12 protein-coding genes are annotated in these 23,815 nt (G+C 42.0%); 8 read left to right on the top strand and 4 right to left on the bottom strand.

The genetic code is table 11. From position 1 onward, the window contains the following. Positions 1-3: 3 nt before the first annotated feature. From M472_RS29655 to M472_RS29665, 3 genes are all read left to right on the top strand, one after another. Entirely contained in the window at positions 4-3,102 is a 3,099-nt protein-coding gene (locus M472_RS29655) for a SusC/RagA family TonB-linked outer membrane protein (RefSeq protein ID WP_031301491.1), read from the top strand. 15 nt (positions 3,103-3,117) lie between these two features. Further along, on the top strand, positions 3,118-5,016 hold the full coding sequence (locus M472_RS29660; RefSeq protein WP_022829292.1) for a SusD/RagB family nutrient-binding outer membrane lipoprotein: 1,899 nt from the start codon (positions 3,118-3,120) through the stop codon (positions 5,014-5,016). 120 nt (positions 5,017-5,136) lie between these two features. After that, entirely contained in the window at positions 5,137-6,933 is a 1,797-nt protein-coding gene (locus M472_RS29665; protein ID WP_021069504.1) for an alpha-L-fucosidase, read from the top strand. Between the two features lie 11 nt (positions 6,934-6,944). Here M472_RS29665 and M472_RS29670 read toward each other — a convergent pair whose 3' ends face one another. The 3 genes from M472_RS29670 to M472_RS29680 form a co-directional block, all read right to left on the bottom strand. Next, the gene (locus tag M472_RS29670) at positions 6,945-7,613 is read right to left on the bottom strand and encodes a copper homeostasis protein CutC (protein WP_021069505.1); all 669 of its coding nucleotides are present in this window, start codon (positions 7,611-7,613) and stop codon (positions 6,945-6,947) included. Then, complete coding sequence (locus tag M472_RS29675; RefSeq protein ID WP_021069506.1) at positions 7,606-8,595, bottom strand: isoaspartyl peptidase/L-asparaginase family protein; 990 nt, start codon at positions 8,593-8,595, stop codon at positions 7,606-7,608. The genes M472_RS29670 and M472_RS29675 overlap by 8 nt, the downstream gene beginning before the upstream one ends. Positions 8,596-8,667: 72 nt before the next feature. Next, positions 8,668-10,443 (bottom strand): aminopeptidase P family protein, encoded by a 1,776-nt coding sequence (locus tag M472_RS29680; RefSeq protein WP_022829293.1) that lies wholly within the window; start codon positions 10,441-10,443, stop codon positions 8,668-8,670. A gap of 344 nt (positions 10,444-10,787) precedes the next feature. Here M472_RS29680 and dacB point away from each other — a divergent pair, with 344 nt between their 5' ends. From dacB to M472_RS29705, 5 genes are all read left to right on the top strand, one after another. Next, positions 10,788-12,215, top strand: coding sequence for a D-alanyl-D-alanine carboxypeptidase/D-alanyl-D-alanine endopeptidase (gene dacB / locus M472_RS29685; RefSeq protein ID WP_235049490.1), 1,428 nt, complete (start codon positions 10,788-10,790; stop codon positions 12,213-12,215). A gap of 71 nt (positions 12,216-12,286) precedes the next feature. Further along, a complete protein-coding gene (locus M472_RS29690; protein ID WP_021069509.1) occupies positions 12,287-14,563 on the top strand; it encodes an NADP-dependent malic enzyme in 2,277 nt (758 codons plus the stop codon). Between the two features lie 86 nt (positions 14,564-14,649). Further along, the gene (gene ruvA / locus M472_RS29695; RefSeq protein ID WP_021069510.1) at positions 14,650-15,234 is read left to right on the top strand and encodes a Holliday junction branch migration protein RuvA; all 585 of its coding nucleotides are present in this window, start codon (positions 14,650-14,652) and stop codon (positions 15,232-15,234) included. Positions 15,235-15,375: 141 nt separating this feature from the next. After that, complete coding sequence (gene sov / locus M472_RS29700; RefSeq protein WP_022829294.1) at positions 15,376-22,395, top strand: T9SS outer membrane translocon Sov/SprA; 7,020 nt, start codon at positions 15,376-15,378, stop codon at positions 22,393-22,395. A gap of 5 nt (positions 22,396-22,400) precedes the next feature. Continuing rightward, positions 22,401-22,877 carry a GAF domain-containing protein gene (locus tag M472_RS29705; protein WP_021069512.1) on the top strand — a complete coding sequence of 159 codons (477 nt, stop codon included), beginning with the start codon at positions 22,401-22,403 and terminating at the stop codon, positions 22,875-22,877. A gap of 23 nt (positions 22,878-22,900) precedes the next feature. Here M472_RS29705 and M472_RS29710 read toward each other — a convergent pair whose 3' ends face one another. Continuing rightward, entirely contained in the window at positions 22,901-23,794 is an 894-nt protein-coding gene (locus tag M472_RS29710) for a WD40 repeat domain-containing protein (RefSeq protein WP_021069513.1), read from the bottom strand. Positions 23,795-23,815: the final 21 nt, after the last annotated feature.

The following is a 23,815-nucleotide window of genomic DNA, read 5'->3' on the forward strand; positions in this document are numbered from 1 at the left end:
TTTATGAGCAAGTTTTATCTTAAATGTTGCAGCCTATCTATCCTTATGCTTCTATGCATATCGGTGGTATTTGCACAGCAATCTGTTACGGGAATAGTATCAGATGCATCCGGCCCAATAAAAGGCGCGAGCGTATCCGTCAAGGGCAGTAATAAAGCGACACAAACCGATGCTAATGGAGCTTATTCTATTCAAGCAGAAGTGGGCCAGACCTTACGCTTCTCCATGATTGGCTACACCGCACAAGAAATTATCACCTCTACAGCTAAAACGATTAATGTAACCTTAATCAATCAAGAAGGTGCGCTAGATGAAGTTGTTGTCACAGCAATGGGTATTAAGAGAGAGAAGAAAACCTTGGGCTACTCCTTCCAAGAGGTCAAAGGCGACCAGTTAGTAGATGCAAAAGAAACGAACATCGCCAATGCTTTAGTTGGAAAAGTTTCCGGCCTTCAAATCATAAAAGGATCAGCAGGACCAGCTTCTTCTACCAAAATCACACTCCGAGGCAACAACTCCCTTACAGGAGATAACCAACCTCTAATAATTGTAGATGGCGTACCAATGAACAACTTCCTTGGAGGAATCAAAGGTAATGGTGAGAAAAACAATGACATATGGAACCCAGCCACAGACATGGGAGGTGGATTAGGAGACATAAACCCTGATGACATCGAAAGCATGTCTGTACTTAAGGGCGGAGCAGCTTCCGCACTCTATGGGTCTAGAGCGGGCAATGGAGCTATAGTCATCACCACAAAATCCGGGAAAGCACAAGCTGGCGCTGGTATCACGTACTCATCCACACTTGGTTTAGAAACCATATTCATGACTCCAGAGCTTCAGAATAATTTTGGACAAGGAAAAGATGGCGTTTACAACCCTACAATGACCAATAGTTGGGGAGACAACATTTCAGGGAAGGCATATGATAATATCGGTTCCTACTTCAATACTGGTGTTAATCACACACAAAACTTAGCATTCCAACAACAACTTGGCGAGACTAGCATCTATTCATCAGCAACCTATCTAAATGATCAAAGTAAAATTCCAGGATCGTCTTTAGAACGGTTAAACTTAATGACTAAAGTCACCTCTTCATTCGGACCTGACAAGCGCTGGACAACGGATGTCAAAGTACAATACATGAACGTCAATGCAAAGAACAGACCGATTTCGGGGGACAACAATTCCAACGTATACAGTACCCTATTCACCATGCCACGTTCAATGAATATATTAGATTTCAAGAATCCGTTAAATTCAGTTGGTGACATGGCTTGGTATGGGACATCGGAAAACAAAACCATGAACCCTTATTGGTTGGAAAAATATCGTTTGAATAATGATATTCGTGACCGCTTTGTCATGAATGGGAACATTAAATACAAATTCAATGATTGGTTAGATACTGAAGCTAGATTTGGTCGTGACCAATACACCACCAACTATGACACCAAAACGTATGGAGGGAGCCCGCTAATTACGGGAGGAAGTTATGTTCTGGGGAAAAACACCTTTTTTGAAAACAACTTCACCTTGGCACTAAACGCACACAAAGATAATCTATTTGGAAAATGGGGTGGTTCAGCATCTGTTTTTGGACAAATCATGAAAACTAAATCTACCGGTATTGATGCCAATACTGGGGAGCTTCAGGTGCCTAATTTATTCTACATCAACAATAGCAAATCTTTCCCCACAATTGAACAAAGCTTACTACGCAAACAAATAAACTCATTATACGCCACTGCTGAAATCAATTATGATAATTACTTCTTCCTAAATATTACAGGAAGGAATGATTGGTCGTCAGCCCTAGGTTTAGACAATAGATCTTTCTTCTATCCATCGGTTAGTGCATCATGGGTCGTCTCTGATATGATTACCAAAACAGGTGGAACACTGCCTAATTGGCTATCTTTTGCTAAACTTCGCGGATCATACGCCGAAGTTGGAAATGACCTCCCTGCCTTCCAGTTATATAATGTATATAACGTTGGAAAAGATCCTAACGGCAATACAACTGCTGGAATCGGTACCACCAAATATAATCCAGATGTACTTAATGAACTGATCAAAACTGTTGAGTTTGGTTTTGACACCCGACTATTTGACAGCAGATTAGGTTTAGATTTCGCCTGGTACAAAACAAATGCTACAAATCAACTGATTGATTTACCGATGAACCCATACAGTGGTTACGAATACGAAAAAATCAATGCTGGTAATATTCAAAACTCTGGATTCGAAGTCGTACTAGATGGCAGAATATTAACGAACACAGATAAATTGACGTGGAATTCAAGTGTGAACTTTTCGACAAACAAAAACAAGATTATTCGTCTTATAGATGGTGTAGACATGTACCCACTGGGATCATACGACAATGTTTCCATAAGAGCTCTTGAAGGCGATCTCTATGGCGATATTTACGGCACTAAATTTCTAAGAGTTCAGGATTCGGACAGTGAATTTAATGGCCAATTAATTTTAAACGGGAACGGCGTTCCTCAAGCAGCTGACGGCCTGCACAAACTAGGTAACCAAGCTCCCAAAGCACTGGTAGGTTGGAATAACAGCTTTGCTTATAAGAACTTTGGTCTTAGCTTCCTTATTGATGGAAGGTTTGGCGGCGAATTTTTTTCCGGCACAAACCTAAACCTTCAAGCCAATGGTAACGCAGCTATTACAGCACCAGGTGGTGAACGTGCACCTTTCGTTGTTGAAGGAGTAGTTAACTCCAACGGGACTTATGTAAAGAATACACAACAAACCACCCAACAATTGTATTGGACACAGGTAACCTCTACCACTGGCAACTATGGTATTACAGAGCAAAACATATACGATGCTACCAACGTTCGTTTGAGAAATGTAACACTGAGCTATAACTTTCCAAAAACTATTTTAGGCAATAGTATCGTACAACGGGCTAAAGTAAGCGTTACGGCCAACAATGTTTGGATGATTAAGAGCTATGCCAATGGTATAGATCCTGAATCAGTCTTTGCGATCAATTCAAACGCAACTGGGTTCGAGAATTTTTCGACACCAACCTCTCGGTCATTCTTCCTCAATTTAACCTTAGGATTTTAATCAAAAAAGAAAACAATGAAAACTATCATATCAAAAATAAGTCTTGCATTACTCATAGGAGGAGTTGTGAGTTCATGTTCTAAGTTTGATGACATGAATGTCAACCCACTTAAAGGCAATGAAAACCAGGTGAAAATTGAGTTTTTCTTCAACAATTCACTTACAGGAGCTCAACAAGACCCACACATAGGAGAACGGGTATTTGTATTGGACTGGAAAACTGCTGGAAGGCAACATATGACCAACGGTCTTGCAACAGGAACAGCTAATGACGATTGGTCTAAAGACTATTACAGGTATTCTGCGGAGTGGATTAAAAATGCTACAAAAGGCATCGAAATTGCAACCAATCAAATCAATGCTGGATCGGCCAACGAATACACAAGCAATTTAATACATATCTCTCGTATATGGAGAGCATACTTGATCAGCGAGGTGGCTGACAATTTTGGTCCCATGCCAATTGAATACGCTCTTGGGGAAAATCCAAAATACCGTTCAGTAAAAGATGTTTACTACTATCTGTTTGAAGAATTAAAAGACGCGATCTCTAAAATTGACCCTAGCGTTAAAATCCCAGAAGACATCGCTAAATTTGATCGGGCTTATAAATTCAATCATGAGAAATGGATAAAATATGCGAACTCTATGCGTATGCGACTAGCTATGCGACTATCCGAAGTAGACGCTCAAAAGGCAAAAACGGAGTTTGAAGAAGCAGTAGCTACAAATCAATACATTATCAATTCAGAGGATAATTTCACCGTCGCCGAAAGAGAAGGCTGGGATCCATTGGCTGGCGTCACTAGTCGTTCCTGGAACTATCAAGCTCTTTCATCTACCTTGAATAATCTCTATTTAGGACTAGGCGGAATAAAAACAGACAGACAGGTTGCAGATTCTCTAAAATCTTCCATTAAAGCCGAAGATTATATCGGAAAGAGATATGCGAATCATTTCAGCGACAAAACCAACGATCCTTCTGCCGGATATTGGTTAGATGGGTTGCCCAATAAAATTGATCCTCGAGCGTTGAAAGCCTTCTTTATCCCAGGAGATATCAATAACCCGAATTTCTTTTTAAACGGAGATGACTCAAAAAAAACGGTAGATACGTTAGTAACGGGAAGCAGCAAGATCCCTGTACATACTAAATTTACTTGGAACGCTTTTGCTTTAGGCGACTGGGGAGCCAAGGGCACCAACAATAGGCTACGCAGTACACTAGTGGGTAAAGTACCTGCACTAGCCAACCAATTCAGAAAAAGTGCGGACAGTCGAATTTTCTTTGCAAACTGGGAAACCTACTTCCTTTTAGCGGAAGCCTCCTTAAAAGGATGGACCACAGGAACTTCTACACAAACTGCTTATGAAGATGGCATCAAAGCAAACTTTGATTATTGGGGAGTAAGTCAATTTGCCTCTGATTATCTAAGTTCAACAGATTATAATAGAGTTGGTACCTCTGTAAGTTTCTCTCATACGACCGAACCTGGTAATGAACACACAATGAAGTTCATTGATGGATATACTGAAACCACAGGAACGGTCAGTATCAAATACCCAGTCAACTCGCTTTATAAAAATGGATCTGTACGCAATGATATCTTGACCAAGATTATTACTCAGAAATTTATTGCCAACTTACCGTGGTTGCCTTTAGAATCCTGGAATGATCAGAGACGGTTGGGCTTGCCTTTCTTCGAAAACCCAGCTATTGAAAATGCATTGCCGAATCTACCAGATCTTAATTCAGGCAACTATCTGACCAGCAACATTAAGTTCTTTCCTCAACGGTTACCATTTCCCTCTTCGTTGAGGGACTCCGACCCAACAGGGTATCAGGAAGCGGTAACACTATTAAATGGTAGCGACAAAGTTCTTACCCCGCTTTGGTGGGCCAAACAAAACTAATTCCACTAACACCCTATCCCCGTTGCTCACTGCAACGGGGATTTTATATTCTATATCAACCTATATTTCTTGATAAAAATTCATTTTTAGTATCTTGTAAGAGCACAAAACCACAGCATTATGATCCGTTCCAATTTATTGAAGTCCTTCATACTGATTTGTCTGTCCACAGTAGCCTACCTACAAGTATCCGCTCAGTCTTCTTCTGCAAAAGCCCAATGGTTTCAAGAGGCAAGGTACGGGATGTTTATCCATTGGGGATTATACAGCGCTGCTGAAGGACTTTGGAAAGGAGAAAAACTACGCTACCTCAACAACTACGCAGAATGGATAAGATACCGCAACCGTATCTCGAAGGAAGAATATGGCGAATTGGCCAAACGCTTTGATTGGAACAAAATAAAACCCGAAGAATGGGTTATTCTGGCAAAGGAGGCTGGCATGAAATATATTATCATGACCAGCAAGCACCATGATGGTGTAGCTATATGGGACACAAAAACAGGAGATTATTCTCTTCCTCATCTGGCGGGCTTTAACAGGGACGTGATAAAAGAATTGGCAGATGCCTGCCGTAAACACGGTATGAAACTGGGGTTTTACTATTCGCATTGGATCGACTGGGAACATCCCTATGCCTGGGATCATAACCAAGAACTGCAAGGTCATGTCAGCGACACTCAATTTGACCAGTATTGGCAAGAAAAGGTTATCCCTCAACTTACAGAACTCTTGACCGACTATGGCGATATCGCACTGATGTGGTTTGACATGTGGATTCCATATCAAAAATCTATCATTAAAAAAGAACAGTTGCTACAAGTTGTCGAGCTCATCCGCCGCTTACAGCCCAATTGTCTTATCAATTCGAGACTGGGACTACCCACGGACGAAAGCAATGTCGATTTTGAAACATTTGGTGACAATCAATTTGGCAGCACCTATATAGATCACCCTTGGGAGACGCCCGCGACAATTGCCCACTCATGGGGCTATAATGGACAGGAGAATGAATGGAAATCAACCTCTCAATTATTTCATTCCTTGATATCCAATGTCAGTCTAAATGGAGGCCTCACACTCAATATAGGTCCTAGAGCAGATGGCACAGTACCTTACGAAAGTATACAACGCCTCCACGAGATTGGAGATTGGCTGGAAGCACACGGCAATAGTATATACGGTGCCACAGGCATCCCGCTCCGGGCAGGGCAGCACGACTGGGGATACCTTACAACCAAGCAACAGGGTAACTCTACTTTTGTATATGCCCAGGTCTTCAATTGGCCCTTGGATCATACGCTACGTATATCGGGTATCAAGGGAGCTCCTGAAGAGGTTTACTTGGTTCGCGGCACGACAAAAAGAAAACTTCTTTTTACATCTGATGGACCCTTATTGCATATCGACCTAAAAGGGGAAGAGCAAGATCATCATGTTTCCAATATCATATTAAAATACAACGAACCGCTGACTATAGATAGTGATATTGTTTCGGAATCGACTTTTGGAGGATTCGCCCTGACAGCAACCAATCCGCTAGAGAATGGATTAATAGTTGAAAAATATGACGGCAAACAACCCAACCGCATCAAACTTGACGGGACAGAGAAGATCAGATGGGCTGTATACATTGCTGAACCAGGCTTATACAATGTTGATATATCAGCTTACAATCCATTCAAAACAAGTAAAAAAATCCGTATTACTGTTGATAAAACGGCAATTGAAGGACAATTGGAACCAAACTCGATGATGGTTTCCGAACCGAATGAGAACAATTACAACCCCGAGTTTACCGATCGGCGGATAGGCCAAATTTCCTTCGCACAAAAAGGGACCTATACTATTGAACTCACCAATGAAGGAATGGATGCGTTTTGGTTTAATCGGATATGGATTAACAATAAAAATTAAAAGAGAAGGTATTAAGACACCTTCTCTTTAAGCTCTTTCACTTCTTGAGCGACGGCTGTATTTCCGCCATCCGTGATTGCTGAAGAATGGAAATAAACAGCAGCCGTTTCACGTAAAACCCGGTCTACATTGGTCGATCGGAGACCTCCTCCTGGCATGATGACAATACGTCCTTCAGCCCTATGCACCAGATGCTTGAGATTGGTCAATCCCATCATCACATCAGGTTCGCATCCGGAGGTCAGGATCGTAGTAAAACCACAAGAAATAACATCCTCCAGAGCAGCATCGATATCTGTAACATCATCAAAAGCACGATGAAATGTACAAGGTAACGGAGAGGCCAATGCAATCAGTTCTTTATTCTGATCCATATTTATCGTGTTGTCCCTATTCAATATACCAAAAACAAAACCATCAACGTGCTGCTCCTTCAGGCGAATCAGCGCTCTTTTCATTTGCTCAAACTCCTCCGCACTGTAGACAAAATCGCCACCTCGTGGACGTATCATAACATTCAGATCAATATCAAGTTCTTTCCGAAGCGCAATAACATCGTCTGTATCTGGAGTAGTGCCACCGACCTCCATACCTGCACAAAATTCGATACGGTCTGCCCCGTTTTCTTCTGCAATCAATGCCGCTCTACGATTGAAACTTGCAATTTCTATTTTAGCCATCCGTTTTTAGATAAGAGTTGGAGACAATGAGTTCATTGCCTTTAAAATCATACTTAGCATAATTAAATCCGCCGTGGATACAATAGGCGCCATATTCTCCCCTTTTATTCAGGGCGATAAAACCGACCTGTATATTATCCAGCGTCTTCTTTCTATTATGGGTAAACTTAACAATCCGCTTTACAGCTTCTTCACAAGCTGCTTGAGGAGCATGTCCTTGACGCATCAGTTCGACCACTAAATGGCTTCCGACAGTCCGGATCACCTCTTCACCATGTCCGGTAGCCGTAGCTGCACCGATTTCATTATCAACGTAAAGGCCAGATCCTATGATAGGAGAATCTCCTACACGACCATGCATCTTGAAAGCCATACCACTTGTCGTACACGCACCAGAAAGGTTACCGTTACTATCCAAAGCAATCATACCTATAGTGTCATGATTCTCAATATTGACTACGGGTTCATATTTAGCCGTTTTCAGCCATTCCTTCCATTCCTTCTCCGATTCGGTTATCAGCAAATTTTCTTCTGGAAAGCCTTGCTCTTTCGCAAACTGTAAGGCTCCATCCCCGACCAACATAACATGAGGAGTTTTCTCCATCACTGCCCTAGCGACAGATATGGGGTGTTTAATATGTTCCAGCGCTGCTACAGAACCTATTCCTGCATATTCATCCATGATACAGGCATCCAGTGTCACCTTCCCATCCCTATCGGGACGTCCTCCATACCCCACACTACGCTCGGTAGGATCAGCTTCTGTCAGCCGTACTCCCTGCTCGACGGCATCCAATGCTCGCCCTCCGGAAACCAGAACCTCCCAAGCAGCAACATTGGCTTTTAAACCGAAGTCCCATGTCGACAGAACAACAGGCTTGTTCACTTTCTGCAACGGCATTCCCTTTGACCACTTGGGGATCAAACCAAGAGCAAGTGAACCTAAACTTATTTTCTGCAAAAACCTTCTTCGTGAATCCATCTATTCTATGTTTAAATATTAGATTATTTATAAAAAGGCCATCCGTTTGATGGATGACCTTTTTATGAGACACTAAATTGCCTTGGTTTTCTCTTTTAGCCATCTGGCTTCATCCGCTGTCAATAGCGGAGATACTTTTTCATATACCCATTGGTTGTAACTATTAAGCCAATCGATATGGCTTTGCTGCAATAGGTTCTTCTCTACCAGATCCGTCGCAATATAACAAATGGTCAAGGTCTCGAAATTCATAAAATCTCCAAATTGAGAGCTCTTAAAATTTGTCGACAACACAAGGTTCTCAATACGGATACCGTGCTTACCTTCCCGATATAGTCCAGGTTCGATAGAGGTAATCATTCCTTCTTCCAGTGGTATATCGACATTTGTCGGATTGATGACCTGAGGTCCTTCGTGCACATTCAAAAAGAAGCCTACCCCATGGCCTGTACCATGCCCATAATTACGTAGTGTCTCCCATATCGGACGCCTTGTGATCGCATCAATCTGATAGCCACGTGTATTTTGTGGATATATAGCCTGACTTCCTTCAATAGTACCCTTCAATACGATGGTGTAGTCTTCTTTTTCCTCTTGGGTGATATTTCCCAGGGATACTACACGCGTAATATCGGTAGTTCCTGTTTTATACTGTCCGCCCGAATCCACCAACAATAACCCGGAAGGCTTTAATGTATAATTGCTTTTTTCTGTAGCATGATAATGCGGTAATGCTCCATGATCTAAATAACCGGCAATGGTATTAAAACTGATATCAACGAACCCCGGTTGTTCGGCTCTGAAGCCCTGTAATTTCTCCGCAATTGAAATTTCCGATAACTCTTCTTTCCCCAACGTTTCTTCCAACCACTTAAAAAACCTAGTCATAGCTACCCCATCATTGATCATGGTATTGCGCACATGAGCTATTTCGGTCTTATTTTTAATGGTCTTCAAACTCGTTGACGGGTTAATACGCTCGACAATCTTTACTCCTGCTGGAATACTGTCATATATCGCAAAACAAGTCCGCTTTGGATCGATAAGAATACTGCTGATTGATATCTCTTTCACAAAATCAAAGGCATCCGCATAGTCAAGTACATGTACTCCTTGATGCTCTAATTCTACAATCGATTCTTTGTCCAGTTTTGAAGATTCAACAAAAAGGATGGCTTCCTTCTGCGTAACATACACAAAGCCCAATACAACCGGATTACACGGCACATCTTGCCCCCTAACATTCAGCAACCAAGCTAAATCATCTAATGATGATATAAAATGTCCTTCCACACGATATTTTTCCAACGCCTTCCTAACTTCGGCTATCTTGGAGCTTGTACTTTGGCCTGTTGTACTATCTTCCAGCAAATAAGCTTTCACTTGTGGCAAAGCAGGTCTACCTTCCCATATCGCCCCCAGCAAGTCCACATGTCCATCCACCACAATACCTCTAGGTTCCAAACTATTCTTGACTGTTTGTGCGACAAGCAAGGACGCAAGATTACCATCGAAGGCGACTTTTGCACCTTCTCCTAAGCGTTGGTCCAACCACTCCACGTACTCAGAGGCAGCCTGCACCTTGAGTTTGACCAACTCAAAACCCGTTCCAGCGAGCTGTTCGGCTGCTTGTACAAAATAACGAGCATCCGTCCACAATCCCGCAAAATCATGCGTTATCACCAGTGTGCCAGCTGATCCACTGAAACCGGAAGTCCACTCAATACACTTATAACGTTCGGGTAGGTACTCGCTAATATGAGGGTCCGAAGAAGGAATAATATAAGCATCAATTCCCTGTTCCTTCATTAAACCACGAACCTTGGTTAATCTTTCTAAATGTGACATATTTTTATAACTAAATATCTTCTGCAAGTTAACGATTTCTATCCCTTTACGAAACTACAGACCAGCATTTCTTTTTATTATTATTGTGACGCAATGCGTTTTTGCAAGGTCTTTGCCTCAACACAACACACCCCTAATCATTGGGAGGACCTTGCACAAGATGAACTGTAAAAAGCCCCAAAGACACTGGACTAAAAGCGGATAAATGAATAGCAATCACGACAACTTGTTCGGCTAGGCAACTTGATTTCGTAATCAACAAGAGCTGGAAGCGAATAGCTGCGCTGTCACAGCATATTGCATATACAGCACATTTTATTTAGGTTTGTCAAAATGCTATTATTATGATAATGAACACCAAACAATATGTTGCGTTATTCTGTTTTTCGCTACTCGCTATCTCGACATCCCTGGCTCAATCCATACAACAAAACCTAGACAAGGGATTTCAATCTTTTCTAGCACAACCCAGCATAAAAAATGGAATGGCGAGCCTACATGTCCTGGACAAGAGTACGGGCGATATTATTTTCGAAAAAAACAGTCAGATAGGTCTTCCTACTGCTTCAACTCTTAAAGTCATCACATCGATCACTGGGCTTGATCTACTGGGCGCAAACTACAGCTACAAGACCAAGCTTTATTATACGGGAATCATAGACAGTACAGGAGTATTACATGGCGACATTGTGGTCCAAGGCTCGGGTGACCCCACACTTGGCAGCGATCGTTATGAACAAACGAAGGGGCAGGTTCTATTGAACAAATGGGTACATGCTATCCAGGCTGCAGGCATTACTGCAATAGATGGGCGTGTCATCGGAGATGATCGTCTTTATAGCGGACATGATGTACCTGGAGGCTGGACTTGGAATGATATGGGCAATTACTATGGCGCTGGTATATCGGCCTTGAACTGGCAGGAGAATAAGGCTGGCATCAACTTTCAGACCGGAAGCCTTAATAGTGCAGCGGCAATAACATCGACGACCTCGGACCTCTCCTACCTACAATTAGTCAATACGGTTAAAATTGGCAGGTCGGGTACAGGAGACAACGTCTACGCCTATTCGGCACCTTATTCTGATAAGATATATCTTCGCGGAACTTATGCCCAAGATCTAAAGAAAACGATCGAGCTTTCTCTCCCTGATCCCGCATTCGCATTAGCCTATGATCTATCCAAAGCGATCAATGCTTCTGGCATTATTCTAAGTCTACCGCCTACTACAGGACAGAGACTGGTAGAACAGGACTCGATCTTCCCCAGCAAAACGGCCGAACTCGATATACACGTATCCCCCAACTTAACGGATATCGTATATTGGTTTAATCAAAAAAGCATCAATCTCTACGGTGAAGCCATTTTGAGAAGCATCGCTTATCTGAGCGGTGGTAAAACATCCACCTCTGACGGCGCCAACTACCTGCAGAAGTTTTGGCAACAAAAGTTACAACTCGCCAACAGCGAATTGAGCACTATTGATGGTTCGGGTCTGTCTCCTCAGAACAATGTAACGACCAACGCTATGAATAAAATTATGCAGTATGCGATCAAACGGCCATGGTACGACGCTTTCCTAAAAAGCTTGCCTATCTATAACGGGATGACGATGAAGAGCGGCACTATAGGCGGCACATTGGGATATACAGGATACCACAAGGCAAAAGATGGCAAAGACTACACCTTCACCATCATCGTATATAACTATACAGGCAGTGCGTCAAAAATGCGTCAAAGTATGTTTACCGTCCTAGACATCCTGAAATAATACCTTTATTATTGTATATTGTAAAAACAGAATAATACCTTTGAGAGCTTAAATTTGACACGCATACTAAAATGAGTAATATCAATAGAAAAAAAGAGGCTTTGGACTATCACGCCCTTGGCCGCCCCGGTAAAATTGCAATCGTCCCTACAAAACCTTACAATTCACAACGCGATTTATCATTAGCATATTCACCTGGCGTAGCAGAGCCCTGCCTAGCTATCGCTGAGAATCCTGAAGATGCTTATAAATACACTGCAAAAGGCAACCTGGTTGCTGTAATCAGTAACGGTACTGCCGTATTAGGCCTAGGCGATATCGGTGCGCAAGCAGGTAAGCCTGTTATGGAAGGAAAAGGTCTTCTTTTTAAAATATTTGCTGATATTGATGTTTTTGACATCGAACTCGACACCAAGAATGTCGATGAGTTTGTCAATATCGTTAAGGCTTTAGAGCCTACTTTCGGGGGAATCAATCTGGAGGATATAAAGGCTCCGGAATGTTTTGAAATCGAACGCCGTCTAAAAGCCGAAATGAATATTCCAGTCATGCACGATGACCAACATGGTACCGCTATTATTTCCGGGGCTGCGCTGATCAACGCTTGTGAACTTCAAGGCAAAGATATTGCCTCGGTTAAGATTGTCGTAAACGGCGCTGGAGCTGCAGCTATCTCGTGTACAAGCATGTATGTTGCTGTAGGTGCAAAAAAGGAAAACATCGTCATGCTGGACAGTAAAGGCGTAATCCGTAGCGACCGAGAGCAATTGGATGGTTCCAAAGCGGAATGGGCTACAGATCGAGACATACATACACTGGCAGATGCAGTGCAAGGCGCTGATGTATTCATCGGGCTGTCTGCAGCTGATGTTCTTACAGCAGAGATGTTAAAATCTATGGCTGATAACCCAATTGTACTGGCCATGGCCAACCCAAATCCAGAAATCGCATATGATCTCGCTGTCGCGACTCGCTCCGATATCATCATGGGTACGGGCCGTTCGGATTACCCGAATCAGGTCAACAATGTATTAGGATTCCCTTACATCTTCAGAGGTGCACTGGATGTACGAGCTACCGCTATAAACGAAGAAATGAAAATTGCAGCTGTACGTGCTATCGCTGATCTCGCAAAACAAAATGTACCTGAAGAAGTTAATCAAGCATATAACACGAACAACCTACGTTTTGGCCCTGACTATGTGATCCCTAAGCCTACAGATCCTCGTTTGATTACAGAAGTATCTATTGCTGTAGCCAAAGCGGCCATAGCATCAGGTGTGGCCCGTCAAACAATCACCGATTGGGAGGCCTATAAGGATGCTTTACACAAGCGTCTTGGAAAAGATGACGGCATCATGCGTAAAGTGACTTCTATTGCAAAAAACAAACCAAAAAGAGTGGTATTTGCTGAAGCCGACAATGTTAAAACCTTACGGGCGGCACAGATTGTAAAAGAAGAAGGTATAGCTATTCCTATCTTATTAGGGAACAAAGAGCGTATTACCGATATGATAGAAGAATACGCTTTTGACCTTGATAATGTGGTGATCATCGACCCCAAGGCCGAAGAAAAAACGGAACGGTTCGAAAAATACGCGGAACATCTTTACAGAAAGAGACAACGTAGAGGCGTTTCAAAGATGGATGCGATTAAATTAATGTCCAATCGCAACTATTTTGCGGCCAGCATGGTAGAGTTTGGAGAAGCGGACACCCTTATTTCCGGCTTGACGCGCAACTATGCGTCTACCATTAAACCGGCATTACACGTAATAGGAGCCAAAGAAGGAAGCCGTATTGTGGGGATGTATATGATGTTGACCTCTAAAGGACCTCTATTCTTGGGTGACACTACGGTAAATACAGATCCTTCTGCCGAAGAACTTGCAGACATCACTGTATTAATTGAAAAAGCGGTACGTCGTTTCAATGTCAAACCGAGAATAGCGATGCTTTCTTATTCCAACTTTGGTTCCAGCGACGGTTCGACACCGACGAAAGTTCGTGAAGCGGTTAAATTGTTGCACAAAAATCACCCTGAGATCATTGTCGATGGCGAATTACAGGCCAACTTTGCACTGAACAAAGAGATGTTGGATAGCAATTTCCCTTTCAGTACGCTAAAAGGCGAAAGTGCTAATACACTTATATTCCCAAGCTTAGCATCGGGCAATATTGCTTACAAACTATTACAAGAGGTTGGAAATGCCGAAGCTGTGGGACCGATCCTACTGGGTATGAACAAGCCAGTACATGTATTGCAACTGGACAGTTCCGTTCGCGAGATTGTGAACATGGTGACTATTGCGGTTGTCGATGCACAGGCACATGAAAGCTCAAAATAAATTGAAGTTCCGGTCGTGGTAAGGTTATACTCTTTATAGAAGATAACTTACATCACCTCTATAACTTCATAACTTTAAAAATAACCATGTACGATTATTTCAGTGGTAAACTCGTATTCAAAGCCCCCACCCATGTTATACTTGAGGTGGGGGGCATTGGATACTATGTCCATATTTCATTAACAACCTATTCATTGATCAAAGATCAAGAGAATTGCAAACTCTTTATTTCCTTTCAGGTCCGTGAAGATGCCCATACCCTATTCGGCTTTGCTACTGAAGGGGAGCGTCATCTGTTCAATCATTTGATTTCAGTATCCGGAATAGGCCCTAATACAGGTCGTATGATGCTTTCCTCCATTACGCCAGAAGAGATACAATCCGCTATTATCAATGGACAGGTAGCGGTTATTCAAAAAATAAAAGGGATAGGTCCAAAGACTGCTCAACGTGTTATCCTCGAATTGCAAGATAAACTCAAAAAACAAGGAGATCATGCTTTACTTCCTCTTCCTCCGACAACTCTATCTGTTCCAGATGAAGCCCTATCAGCTCTAGTAATGCTTGGTTTCCAAAAAAATCAAGTCGAGAAAACACTTGCTTCACTTGTACAGACGGGCGAAGCACAAACCGTCGAAGAACTTATCAAATCAGCTCTTAAAAAATTATAACAAGTAGTAAACAAGCTACATTAATGATGTTTTAACATTTTACTTGCAGCAATATCTTTGGGAGATTTTGTTATTATTAATTAAAACATTGATATTTGCTTGAATAATAGCAATTATTAATTTTATTTTAGCCAAACTCCTTTGAAAAAGCATAGGTCATTATTTGCGTTATTGATACTTGTTTGTGTACTGATAAATATTGGCTATGCCCAAGTCGTAACACCAGTTACTAATATTTCAGTGGATGATTCCACAAAATTAAAATATCAGCTTCAAGATAATCCTTTTATAAAGCTTCCCAAGTCGTATCGACCTATCGCATTGGATATCCCGGAGAACATTGAACGGGAAGTCGTTTTTGATCCAAAGACAAAACAGTATATCATTCGGGAGAAACTGGGAACAAAAATGTATCGCCCGCCCCTGTATCTCAGTATTGACGAGTTTAAGGACTATGAGTTCAAGAGACTGAAGAAAAACTATTGGGAAGAACTCGCTGGCAAGGAAATGGCCGAAGAGCGCAGACGCAGATTATTTCCGGTTATCGAGATCAACAGTCCGACCTTTGAAAAAATATTTGGCGGAAATACCATCGACATCAATCCAAGAGGTAGTGTAGATATTGGGATCATGGCCCAGTACAACACGAACGACAACCCCATGTTTAACGAAAGACAGCGTAAACAGTGGGGTATGGATTTCGACCAAAACATGAATCTGAATCTTGTCGGTAATATCGGTGAACGCGTAAAGGTCAATGCAAATTTCAACTCTCGAGCACAATTCGGTTTTGAAAACCAAATTCGTTTCGATTATGTTGCAGGTGACGACGATATCATACGCCGTCTAGAAATTGGTAACGTCAACATGTCTTTGAATTCTACGCTGATTCAAGGTGCAGAATCCTTGTTTGGGGTCAAGACACAATTACAATTCGGCAAGTTAGCAGTTACAGGTTTACTCTCTCAACAGCGTTCGAGCAAGAAAGAAATTACGCTATCCAACGGCAGTCGCGAAAGCGAGATGGTATTGGAACTCAGTAACTATGAGGCAAACCAACACTATTTCCTAGGGCAATACTTTAGAGACACTTATGCCCAATCTCTGGCTATGGCTCCTATCATCACTACTCCAGTGAATATTACTCAAATAGAGGTATGGGTCAATAACCGTTCTAACTCGTATGAGGACTCCCGTGACGTCATGGCTCTAATGGACTTGGGAGAATATAACCCTTATAATAATATCATTAACCGTGTCTCCCCATCTAAGCTGCCATCCACTGGAATTCCAGGATCGCCAAGCCCCGATATGTCCAACGACTTATTAACCCAGCTGGGCGAACCGGGACGCGAGTCGACAGGCAATGTTGTACAGAGCTTCTTCTCCGGCAGTGGAGCGAATGATAACTACGCCAAGCTCACCTATGCCCGTAAATTGACAGAGGGAAGAGATTATACCATCAATAGGCGTCTCGGATACATTTCCTTGGTCTATCCTTTAGGACAGGATCAGGTATTAGCAGTAGCTTACCGCTATCTCGCTAATGGTAAAGAATATCAAGTCGGCGAATTTAGCACCGATATACCGGTAGCACCGTCTGCTCCAAAAATGCTGTACACCAAACTGTTGAAAAATGAGATTTTAAAAACAAATCTTCCGACATGGGATTTAATGATGAAAAACATCTATTCCCTACAAGCATCAAACATATCAGAAAACAATCTATTCTTACAGATATACCGTACAGAGACGGAGACAGGAGCAGAACGCCCCTCCATGTACGAAGGAAGTCAAACTGCAGAAAAAACTTGGTTACAGTTGACCGACTTAGACCGTGTCACACAAAATCTAGCAGCAGGTTCGGATGGATTGTTTGACTTCTTACCAGATATCACCATTGAACCCGTACGAGGCAAACTTATTTTTCCTGTTGTCGAACCTTTTGGTAAAGATCTGGCTTCGCGTTTTACGGCTGGTGAAACTGATCTTATCGAAAAGTATACCTACCCCGAGCTATACACGCACACCAAAGCTGATGCCGAACAGAAGTTTCCGAACAAAAACAGATACAGACTAAAAGGAAGATATCAATCAGGTTCAGGTACGGAGTATCAACTGAGTGTTATGAATCTCCAACCGGGACAGCTTCGCGTAATGTCTGGAGGGGCAATTCTTGCAGAGGGAACAGATTATATGGTCGATTATCAGATAGGCACGTTACGTATTCTAAATCAAGCTTTAGTTTTATCAGGACAACCTATAACGGTATCGGTAGAAGATGAAACCTTATTCGGCTTACAACAAAAGACGCTGATGGGGGGACGCCTCGATTATACGGTCAATAAAAATTTAATGGTGGGAGCCACCATCATGAACCTCACCGAAAAACCAATCTCTGAGAAAGTCTTTATTGGGGAGGAACCTATTTCCAATACCATGTTTGGCGCTGATGTCACGTATAATGCTCCTTCACGCTGGTTGACCCGAATGGTTGACAAATTGCCTTTCTTAAGCACAAAAGAAGAATCACATATCAGTTTTTATGGCGAATTTGCCCATCTGAAACCTGGACATCCCAAGGGATTAAATACGGCTAATGGCAATACGGGAACAACCTACATCGATAACTTTGAAAACAATTTCTCTTATATCGATATCAAAGGACAACTCGGTTGGCAGATTTCGGGGACTCCACGCATGTTTCCGGAATCAAACCTGAACAATGATTTGGCTTATGGGTATAACAGAGCACAACTTGCTTTTTATAATATCGACCCTATATTTTATCAGTCTTCAAGCTTAAATCCACGTATAAACGAACGCTTCTTATTAGACCATCGGACGCGGAAAGTGACAGAAAAAGAGGTATTCCCTTACAAAGAAATAAAGACCGGTACAGACGCATTCCTGCCTACGCTCGATTTGGCTTACTATCCTATGGTCCGTGGCCAGTTCAACTACACGACTACAAATATCGGTTCAGATGGCAGTCTCTTAAATCCAAAGACACGTTGGGGGGGGATGTTCCGCAAAATCGATCAGACGGATTTTGAAGCACAGAACATCGAGTTTTTGGAAATGTGGATGATGGATCCCACGCTCACCAACCCGAACAAAGCTGGTGGAGATATCTATATCAACTTAGGTAATATTTCGGAAGATATCCTTAAAGACGGAAGAAAGTCTTTAGAAAACGGATTATCACCTACTGGTGACAAAACACTGGTAGATCAGACCGTGTGGGGCAATGTGGTCCGTAACCAACCCGTAGTACAAGCATTTGAAAACTCTGATGCGAGCCGATTACACCAAGATGTGGGCTTAGACGGATTGACAAATGACGAAGAACGCTCTTTTCATGCCAATTTTTTGAATCAGATGCGAGGTGTACTTGATCCACAGGCATTCAGCAAATTACAGGAAGATCCATCTTCCGATGACTATATCTATTTTAGAGGTAATCATTTTGACCAAAGTGTCGGTATCTTAGAACGCTATCAACATTACAACGGTACTCAGGGGAATACCCGTACCAATAACCAGTCCATGGCCGATTTTGGAGTCGAGACTTCTGCCAGCACCCTGTTGCCTGACGGTGAGGATATCAATCGGGACAACACAATGAACGAAACCGACGAATACTACCAATATAAACTTTCGATACGTCCGCAGGACATGGTAGTCGGAAAAAACTTTATCGTCGACGAGCAGACTTCAACAGTACGCGTACTTAGCAAAGACCTGGAAGTAAAATGGTATAAATTACGTATCCCTCTAAATGAGTTTGAAAGCAGAGAGGGGAATATCCAAGACTTCAAATCAATTCGCTTTGTACGCCTGTTTATGACCAATTTCACGGATACTTCTGTAGTGCGTTTTGGACGTATGCAATTCGTACGTGGTGACTGGAGGAAGTATAATGCCGAAAATGTTGCCAATAAAGTTATTGCAGACCATAGTATGGGGGTCGTTGCGTCAGACAATTCGATATTCAACGTGGCCAATGTCAGTATCGAAGAAAACGGAAAACGTGAACCGATTCCGTATGTCGTCCCACCTGGTATAAACAGACAGATTGATATCTCAAACAATAACCTAGACATACAGCTCAACGAGCAATCTATGAGCCTCGATGTTAAACAGCTACGAGATGGTTATGGTCGGGCTACTTTCAAAACCGCTTCTCATGACTTTAGACCTTACGGTCGTCTTGAGATGTTTATCCATGCAGAGGGTGAAAACCTCAATGATGGTGACTTCAGAGCCTTTATCCGAGTTGGTACAGACGATAAATACAACTATTATGAGTATGATATGCCTTTGCGTATCACTCATCCTGGCACGAGCTCTCCCGACATCATCTGGCCAGAAGAAAACAGGATGAACATTCAAATCAAGTTGTTCCAAGATGCTAAATTGGCCCGTGATAATGCCAAACTCAACGGACAGCCATGGCCACTAGATGTACCTTATGAGCATTCTGACGGCAAGAACAGAATCTTGATCATCGGTACTCCCGATATATCCAAAGTACGCTTCTATATGATCGGTGTACGCAACCCTTTACGTGGTTCGTCTACGAGTACTCCTATGGATGATGGTAGAGACCTTGCCGGAGAATTCTGGTTTAACGAGCTTCGTCTAACCGACTTTGATGACAAAGGCGGATGGGCGGCTACTGCACGTCTTAATTTGAAGCTAGCCGATTTTGCCAATGTAGCTGTAACGGGGACCAAATCGACCATTGGGTTCGGCTCCATATCGCAACGCGTTGGAGAGCGCAACCGCTCTGACAATTTCTTTTTTGATGTTACGACCAATGCCGAGCTGGGAAAATTCTTCCATCCTAGACATGGTGTGATCATTCCATTTTATTTCAACTATTCGAACCAAACTGCGACTCCAGAATTCAATCCCTTGAGTCCAGATATCGAATTGAACAGTGCCTTAGCGACACTTTCCAATTACCAAAGAGATTCCTTGTTGCGCTTGGTACAAGACTATACTACCCGTAAAGGTTTCAGTTTTACAAACGTGCGTAAGATCCGGACCGACAACGAAAGACGTGTCCGTCCATGGGATATTGAAAACTTTGGAGTTTCTTATGCCTTTAGCGAATATTACCATAGGGATTTCAACACGGCTTCAGCTTTACAACGTAACTATCGTGGTGCATTAGACTACACCTTTAGTAGCCCCACAACAACATTCCTTGAGCCTTTCAAAAACATCAAGTCCAAAAATCTGACCTTGATCCGTGACATGAATTTTAACCTCATGCCATCCTTGCTAAACTTTAGATTGGAGGTCAATCGTATTTATAATGAAAATACGCTGCGGGACAATTCTTCTAATAACGTACTGCCGACATATTACAACAAGAACTTTAACATGAACCGAATATATGGTATCAGTTGGGATTTGACTAAAGCATTACGCCTGGACTTCAATGCGACCAATTATTCCATCATTGATGAGCCAAATGGACGGATCGACGGTGCAAAACGTGATACATTATGGTCTAACTTCTGGAAAATGGGAAGAACAACAGATTATAATCACATGATGAATCTAACGTATACACTTCCTATTAATAAGATTCCTTATTTGGAATGGGTGAATGCCACTGCTCGATATGGTACACAATTTAACTGGCAGAGCGAACCTCTATTGAGTTTACAAAATGAGAACATCAACCTTGGTAATAGTATTCAAAACAATAGAACAATACAGATTAACCCGACGCTGAACCTAAATGCACTCTATAGTAAATTTAGATTTATCCGCCAGAACTCTGGAAGAAACAGTACGGGTACCGTGCCATTTTTGGTTCAATTGTTAACTTCCATCCGGAATGTAAACGGTGCCTATACAAAAACTGAAGGAACCTATCTTCCAGGCTATCTTCCTTCGACGAGTATGTTGGGGTATGATTTTAATACGAATGCGCCAGGTTGGGGATTCCTCTTTGGTGGACAAGGAGACATCCTGGATAAAGCTGCTCGCAACGGCTGGTTGTCATCCGACACATTACAGACCAATATGTATACGAAGACCTTCGCGGAGAACATCTCTATTGTAGCAAATTTAGAGCCTATAAAAGGTCTACGGGTAGATTTGACCATGTCACGCATCGATAACTACAACCAAACAGCGGCAATCCAGTTTAACGCTGCTACTGGTCAGTTGGAAAGTGTATCTCCTTACGTTACGGGTAACTATACTATTTCTCAAATTGCTATACGTACTTCTTTCAAAAACAGCGATGCCTTATTTCAAAAATTTGAGGAACACCGACAAGCTATATCACAGCGTCTCGGTGAAAAGAATATCAACTCTGTTGGGCAATCACCGGACTTCTATGCAGACGGTTACGACAAGACACAACAAGATGTCGTAGTCAATGCTTTTTTGGCAACGTACCTTGGCAAAGACGCAAATGCAGCAAAACAGGGAATAAAACCGACATTCCCTCTTCCGAACTGGCGAATTTCCTACAATGCTTTAGCAAATGTATTGGGCATTCAAGATTTGATTAGCTCGATCAATATCAACCATGCTTACCAGTCTCAATATATTATTGGAGGCTATACTTCCACTGCACGATATGAGGAAGCAGATGGCATGCCATTTGGTCGCGATGTGAATCAAAATTTCTTACCGAAGAATCAGTATGGACAAATATCCGTTATTGATAGGTTTGTACCGCTCATTGGTGTAGATATGCGCTTTGCCAACGCCTTATCGGTGAATTCCGAATACCGTAAGATGCGCGATATGAACATGAGTCTACAAAACAGTCAATTGGCTATGATGACCGATCAGTCGTTTATAGTGGGGATGGGATACCGTAAAAACAATGTCCGTCTCCCATTCGGTATATTTGAAGATCGCAAATGGGTAAATGACATGAACTTCAGAGTGGACTTTGCATTGAATGATAGAAAAACAACAGTGTATCGTTCTGATATCAATCAAGCAGAGATATCGGGTGGTAATAAGAGTCTAACGATAAATCCTTCTTTGGATTATACCGTTAATCAGTTCTATAACATTCGTCTATTCTATAATTCAAATGCAGTAAAACCTTATACTTCGCAAAATTATGCGACATCGTATACTTATTTTGGAGTCAACATACGTATTCAGTTTCAATAAAAAAAATGGCAGAAGATCTTACGATAAACAACGGGAATAAAGAAGAAAAATACAGGAGCCTGATCCCTCAGATCAAGGGACTACTAACAGGGGAATCGGATGAGATTGCTAACCTAGCCAACGTAGCTGCGGCTTTAAAGGAGCAGTTCAATTTTTTTTGGGTGGGTTTTTACATAGTTAAAGAAGAACAACTCGTATTGGGGCCATTTCAAGGCCCTGTCGCTTGTACACGAATAGCATTTAACAAAGGTGTATGCGGAGCCGCTTGGGCACAAAAGCAAACACTGATTGTCCCTGATGTGGAAGATTTTCCCGGACATATCGCTTGCAGCTCATTATCTAAATCTGAAATCGTTCTTCCCATACTAAAAAATGATGAGGTCGTCGCTGTATTAGATGTGGATAGTGATCTGTTGAACGCCTTTGACCTTATCGATAAAAAATATCTTACAGAGATTATCGATATGCTTTTTCAATCCTAACAAGATTAGGATTGAAAAAGCTTTTAGACGATGGACCAAACTTTTATCAGCTTATCATCCCCTGCCGTACAAAGCAGTTTGATTTCATTGTCATAAGCAAGACTGTTGATAGAGAGTTGATGCGAATCGATTCCTTTGTCTCTAGAGATATTTTTTAACAGACGAAAATCCCTATCCCATATTTTAATGGTTTTATCTCTGCTAACAGTGACCAAGTTTTGCGACAGAGCCGATATCCCGTACACGGTAAAGAAATGTGGGGTTACCTCGGCTTCTTTTTGTAATGCAGGAAAAGACAATTTGTACATACGAGCATCTCGCCCTCCCGTATACAAATAATCTGCAGCCAGAAACATACTTGAGATTGCCATATCATGGATTTTCAACGCTGTCATCCGATTAAAATCATTGGCATCATGGACATACACCATACCATTCTTATCCCCAAAAGCTATTTCTTTTTCGTCTGCGGAGATTGCCATCGTTCGAACCGTTTCCTTGGATACGTTAAAAGTATAGAGCAAACTGAATGTATCCAGACTCCAAACATAAGCCTTGCCTTCTTCACCAATGGCAATAATTTCATTTTTTGCTGCTAACAGTTGAATGCTGAAAACAGCTCCATTTTCTACATTTAACTTAGCTATTAATTTGGGATCTGTACGTTGAATAATAAAAATCTCTCCATTACGCATTCCAGCAGCGATCCAGTCCGTCCCTGGTATAACTTTAAGACAGTATACAGAAGCAGGAACCGCACAAAGTATTCGGTTAAACTTGAGCTGAGTCAAGTCCCACTCCACTATTCCCTTGTCATTCCCAGCAGAATACAAGATATGTTTTTCTGCGTCAACCTCTAATGTATAGATAGGATTTTGATGTCCTGATAGTGTGCCGTGTAAGTTAATTTCCGTCATATTGAATAAATAGTCACTTCA

Source organism: Sphingobacterium paucimobilis HER1398, from assembly GCF_000416985.1.
In the GTDB taxonomy this organism is placed as follows: Bacteria; Bacteroidota; Bacteroidia; order Sphingobacteriales; family Sphingobacteriaceae; genus Sphingobacterium; species Sphingobacterium paucimobilis.

Excerpts from the sequence above, each read along its gene's own strand:
- M472_RS29655 (WP_031301491.1), top strand. The coding sequence starts at position 4 with ATGAGCAAGTTTTATCTTAAATGTTGCAGCCTATCTATCCTTATGCTT.
- M472_RS29660 (WP_022829292.1), top strand. The coding sequence starts at position 3,118 with ATGAAAACTATCATATCAAAAATAAGTCTTGCATTACTCATAGGAGGA.
- M472_RS29665 (WP_021069504.1), top strand. The coding sequence starts at position 5,137 with ATGATCCGTTCCAATTTATTGAAGTCCTTCATACTGATTTGTCTGTCC.
- M472_RS29670 (WP_021069505.1), bottom strand. The coding sequence starts at position 7,613 with ATGGCTAAAATAGAAATTGCAAGTTTCAATCGTAGAGCGGCATTGATT.
- M472_RS29675 (WP_021069506.1), bottom strand. The coding sequence starts at position 8,595 with ATGGATTCACGAAGAAGGTTTTTGCAGAAAATAAGTTTAGGTTCACTT.
- M472_RS29680 (WP_022829293.1), bottom strand. The coding sequence starts at position 10,443 with ATGTCACATTTAGAAAGATTAACCAAGGTTCGTGGTTTAATGAAGGAA.
- dacB (WP_235049490.1), top strand. The coding sequence starts at position 10,788 with ATGATAATGAACACCAAACAATATGTTGCGTTATTCTGTTTTTCGCTA.
- M472_RS29690 (WP_021069509.1), top strand. The coding sequence starts at position 12,287 with ATGAGTAATATCAATAGAAAAAAAGAGGCTTTGGACTATCACGCCCTT.
- ruvA (WP_021069510.1), top strand. The coding sequence starts at position 14,650 with ATGTACGATTATTTCAGTGGTAAACTCGTATTCAAAGCCCCCACCCAT.
- M472_RS29705 (WP_021069512.1), top strand. The coding sequence starts at position 22,401 with ATGGCAGAAGATCTTACGATAAACAACGGGAATAAAGAAGAAAAATAC.
- M472_RS29710 (WP_021069513.1), bottom strand. The coding sequence starts at position 23,794 with ATGACGGAAATTAACTTACACGGCACACTATCAGGACATCAAAATCCT.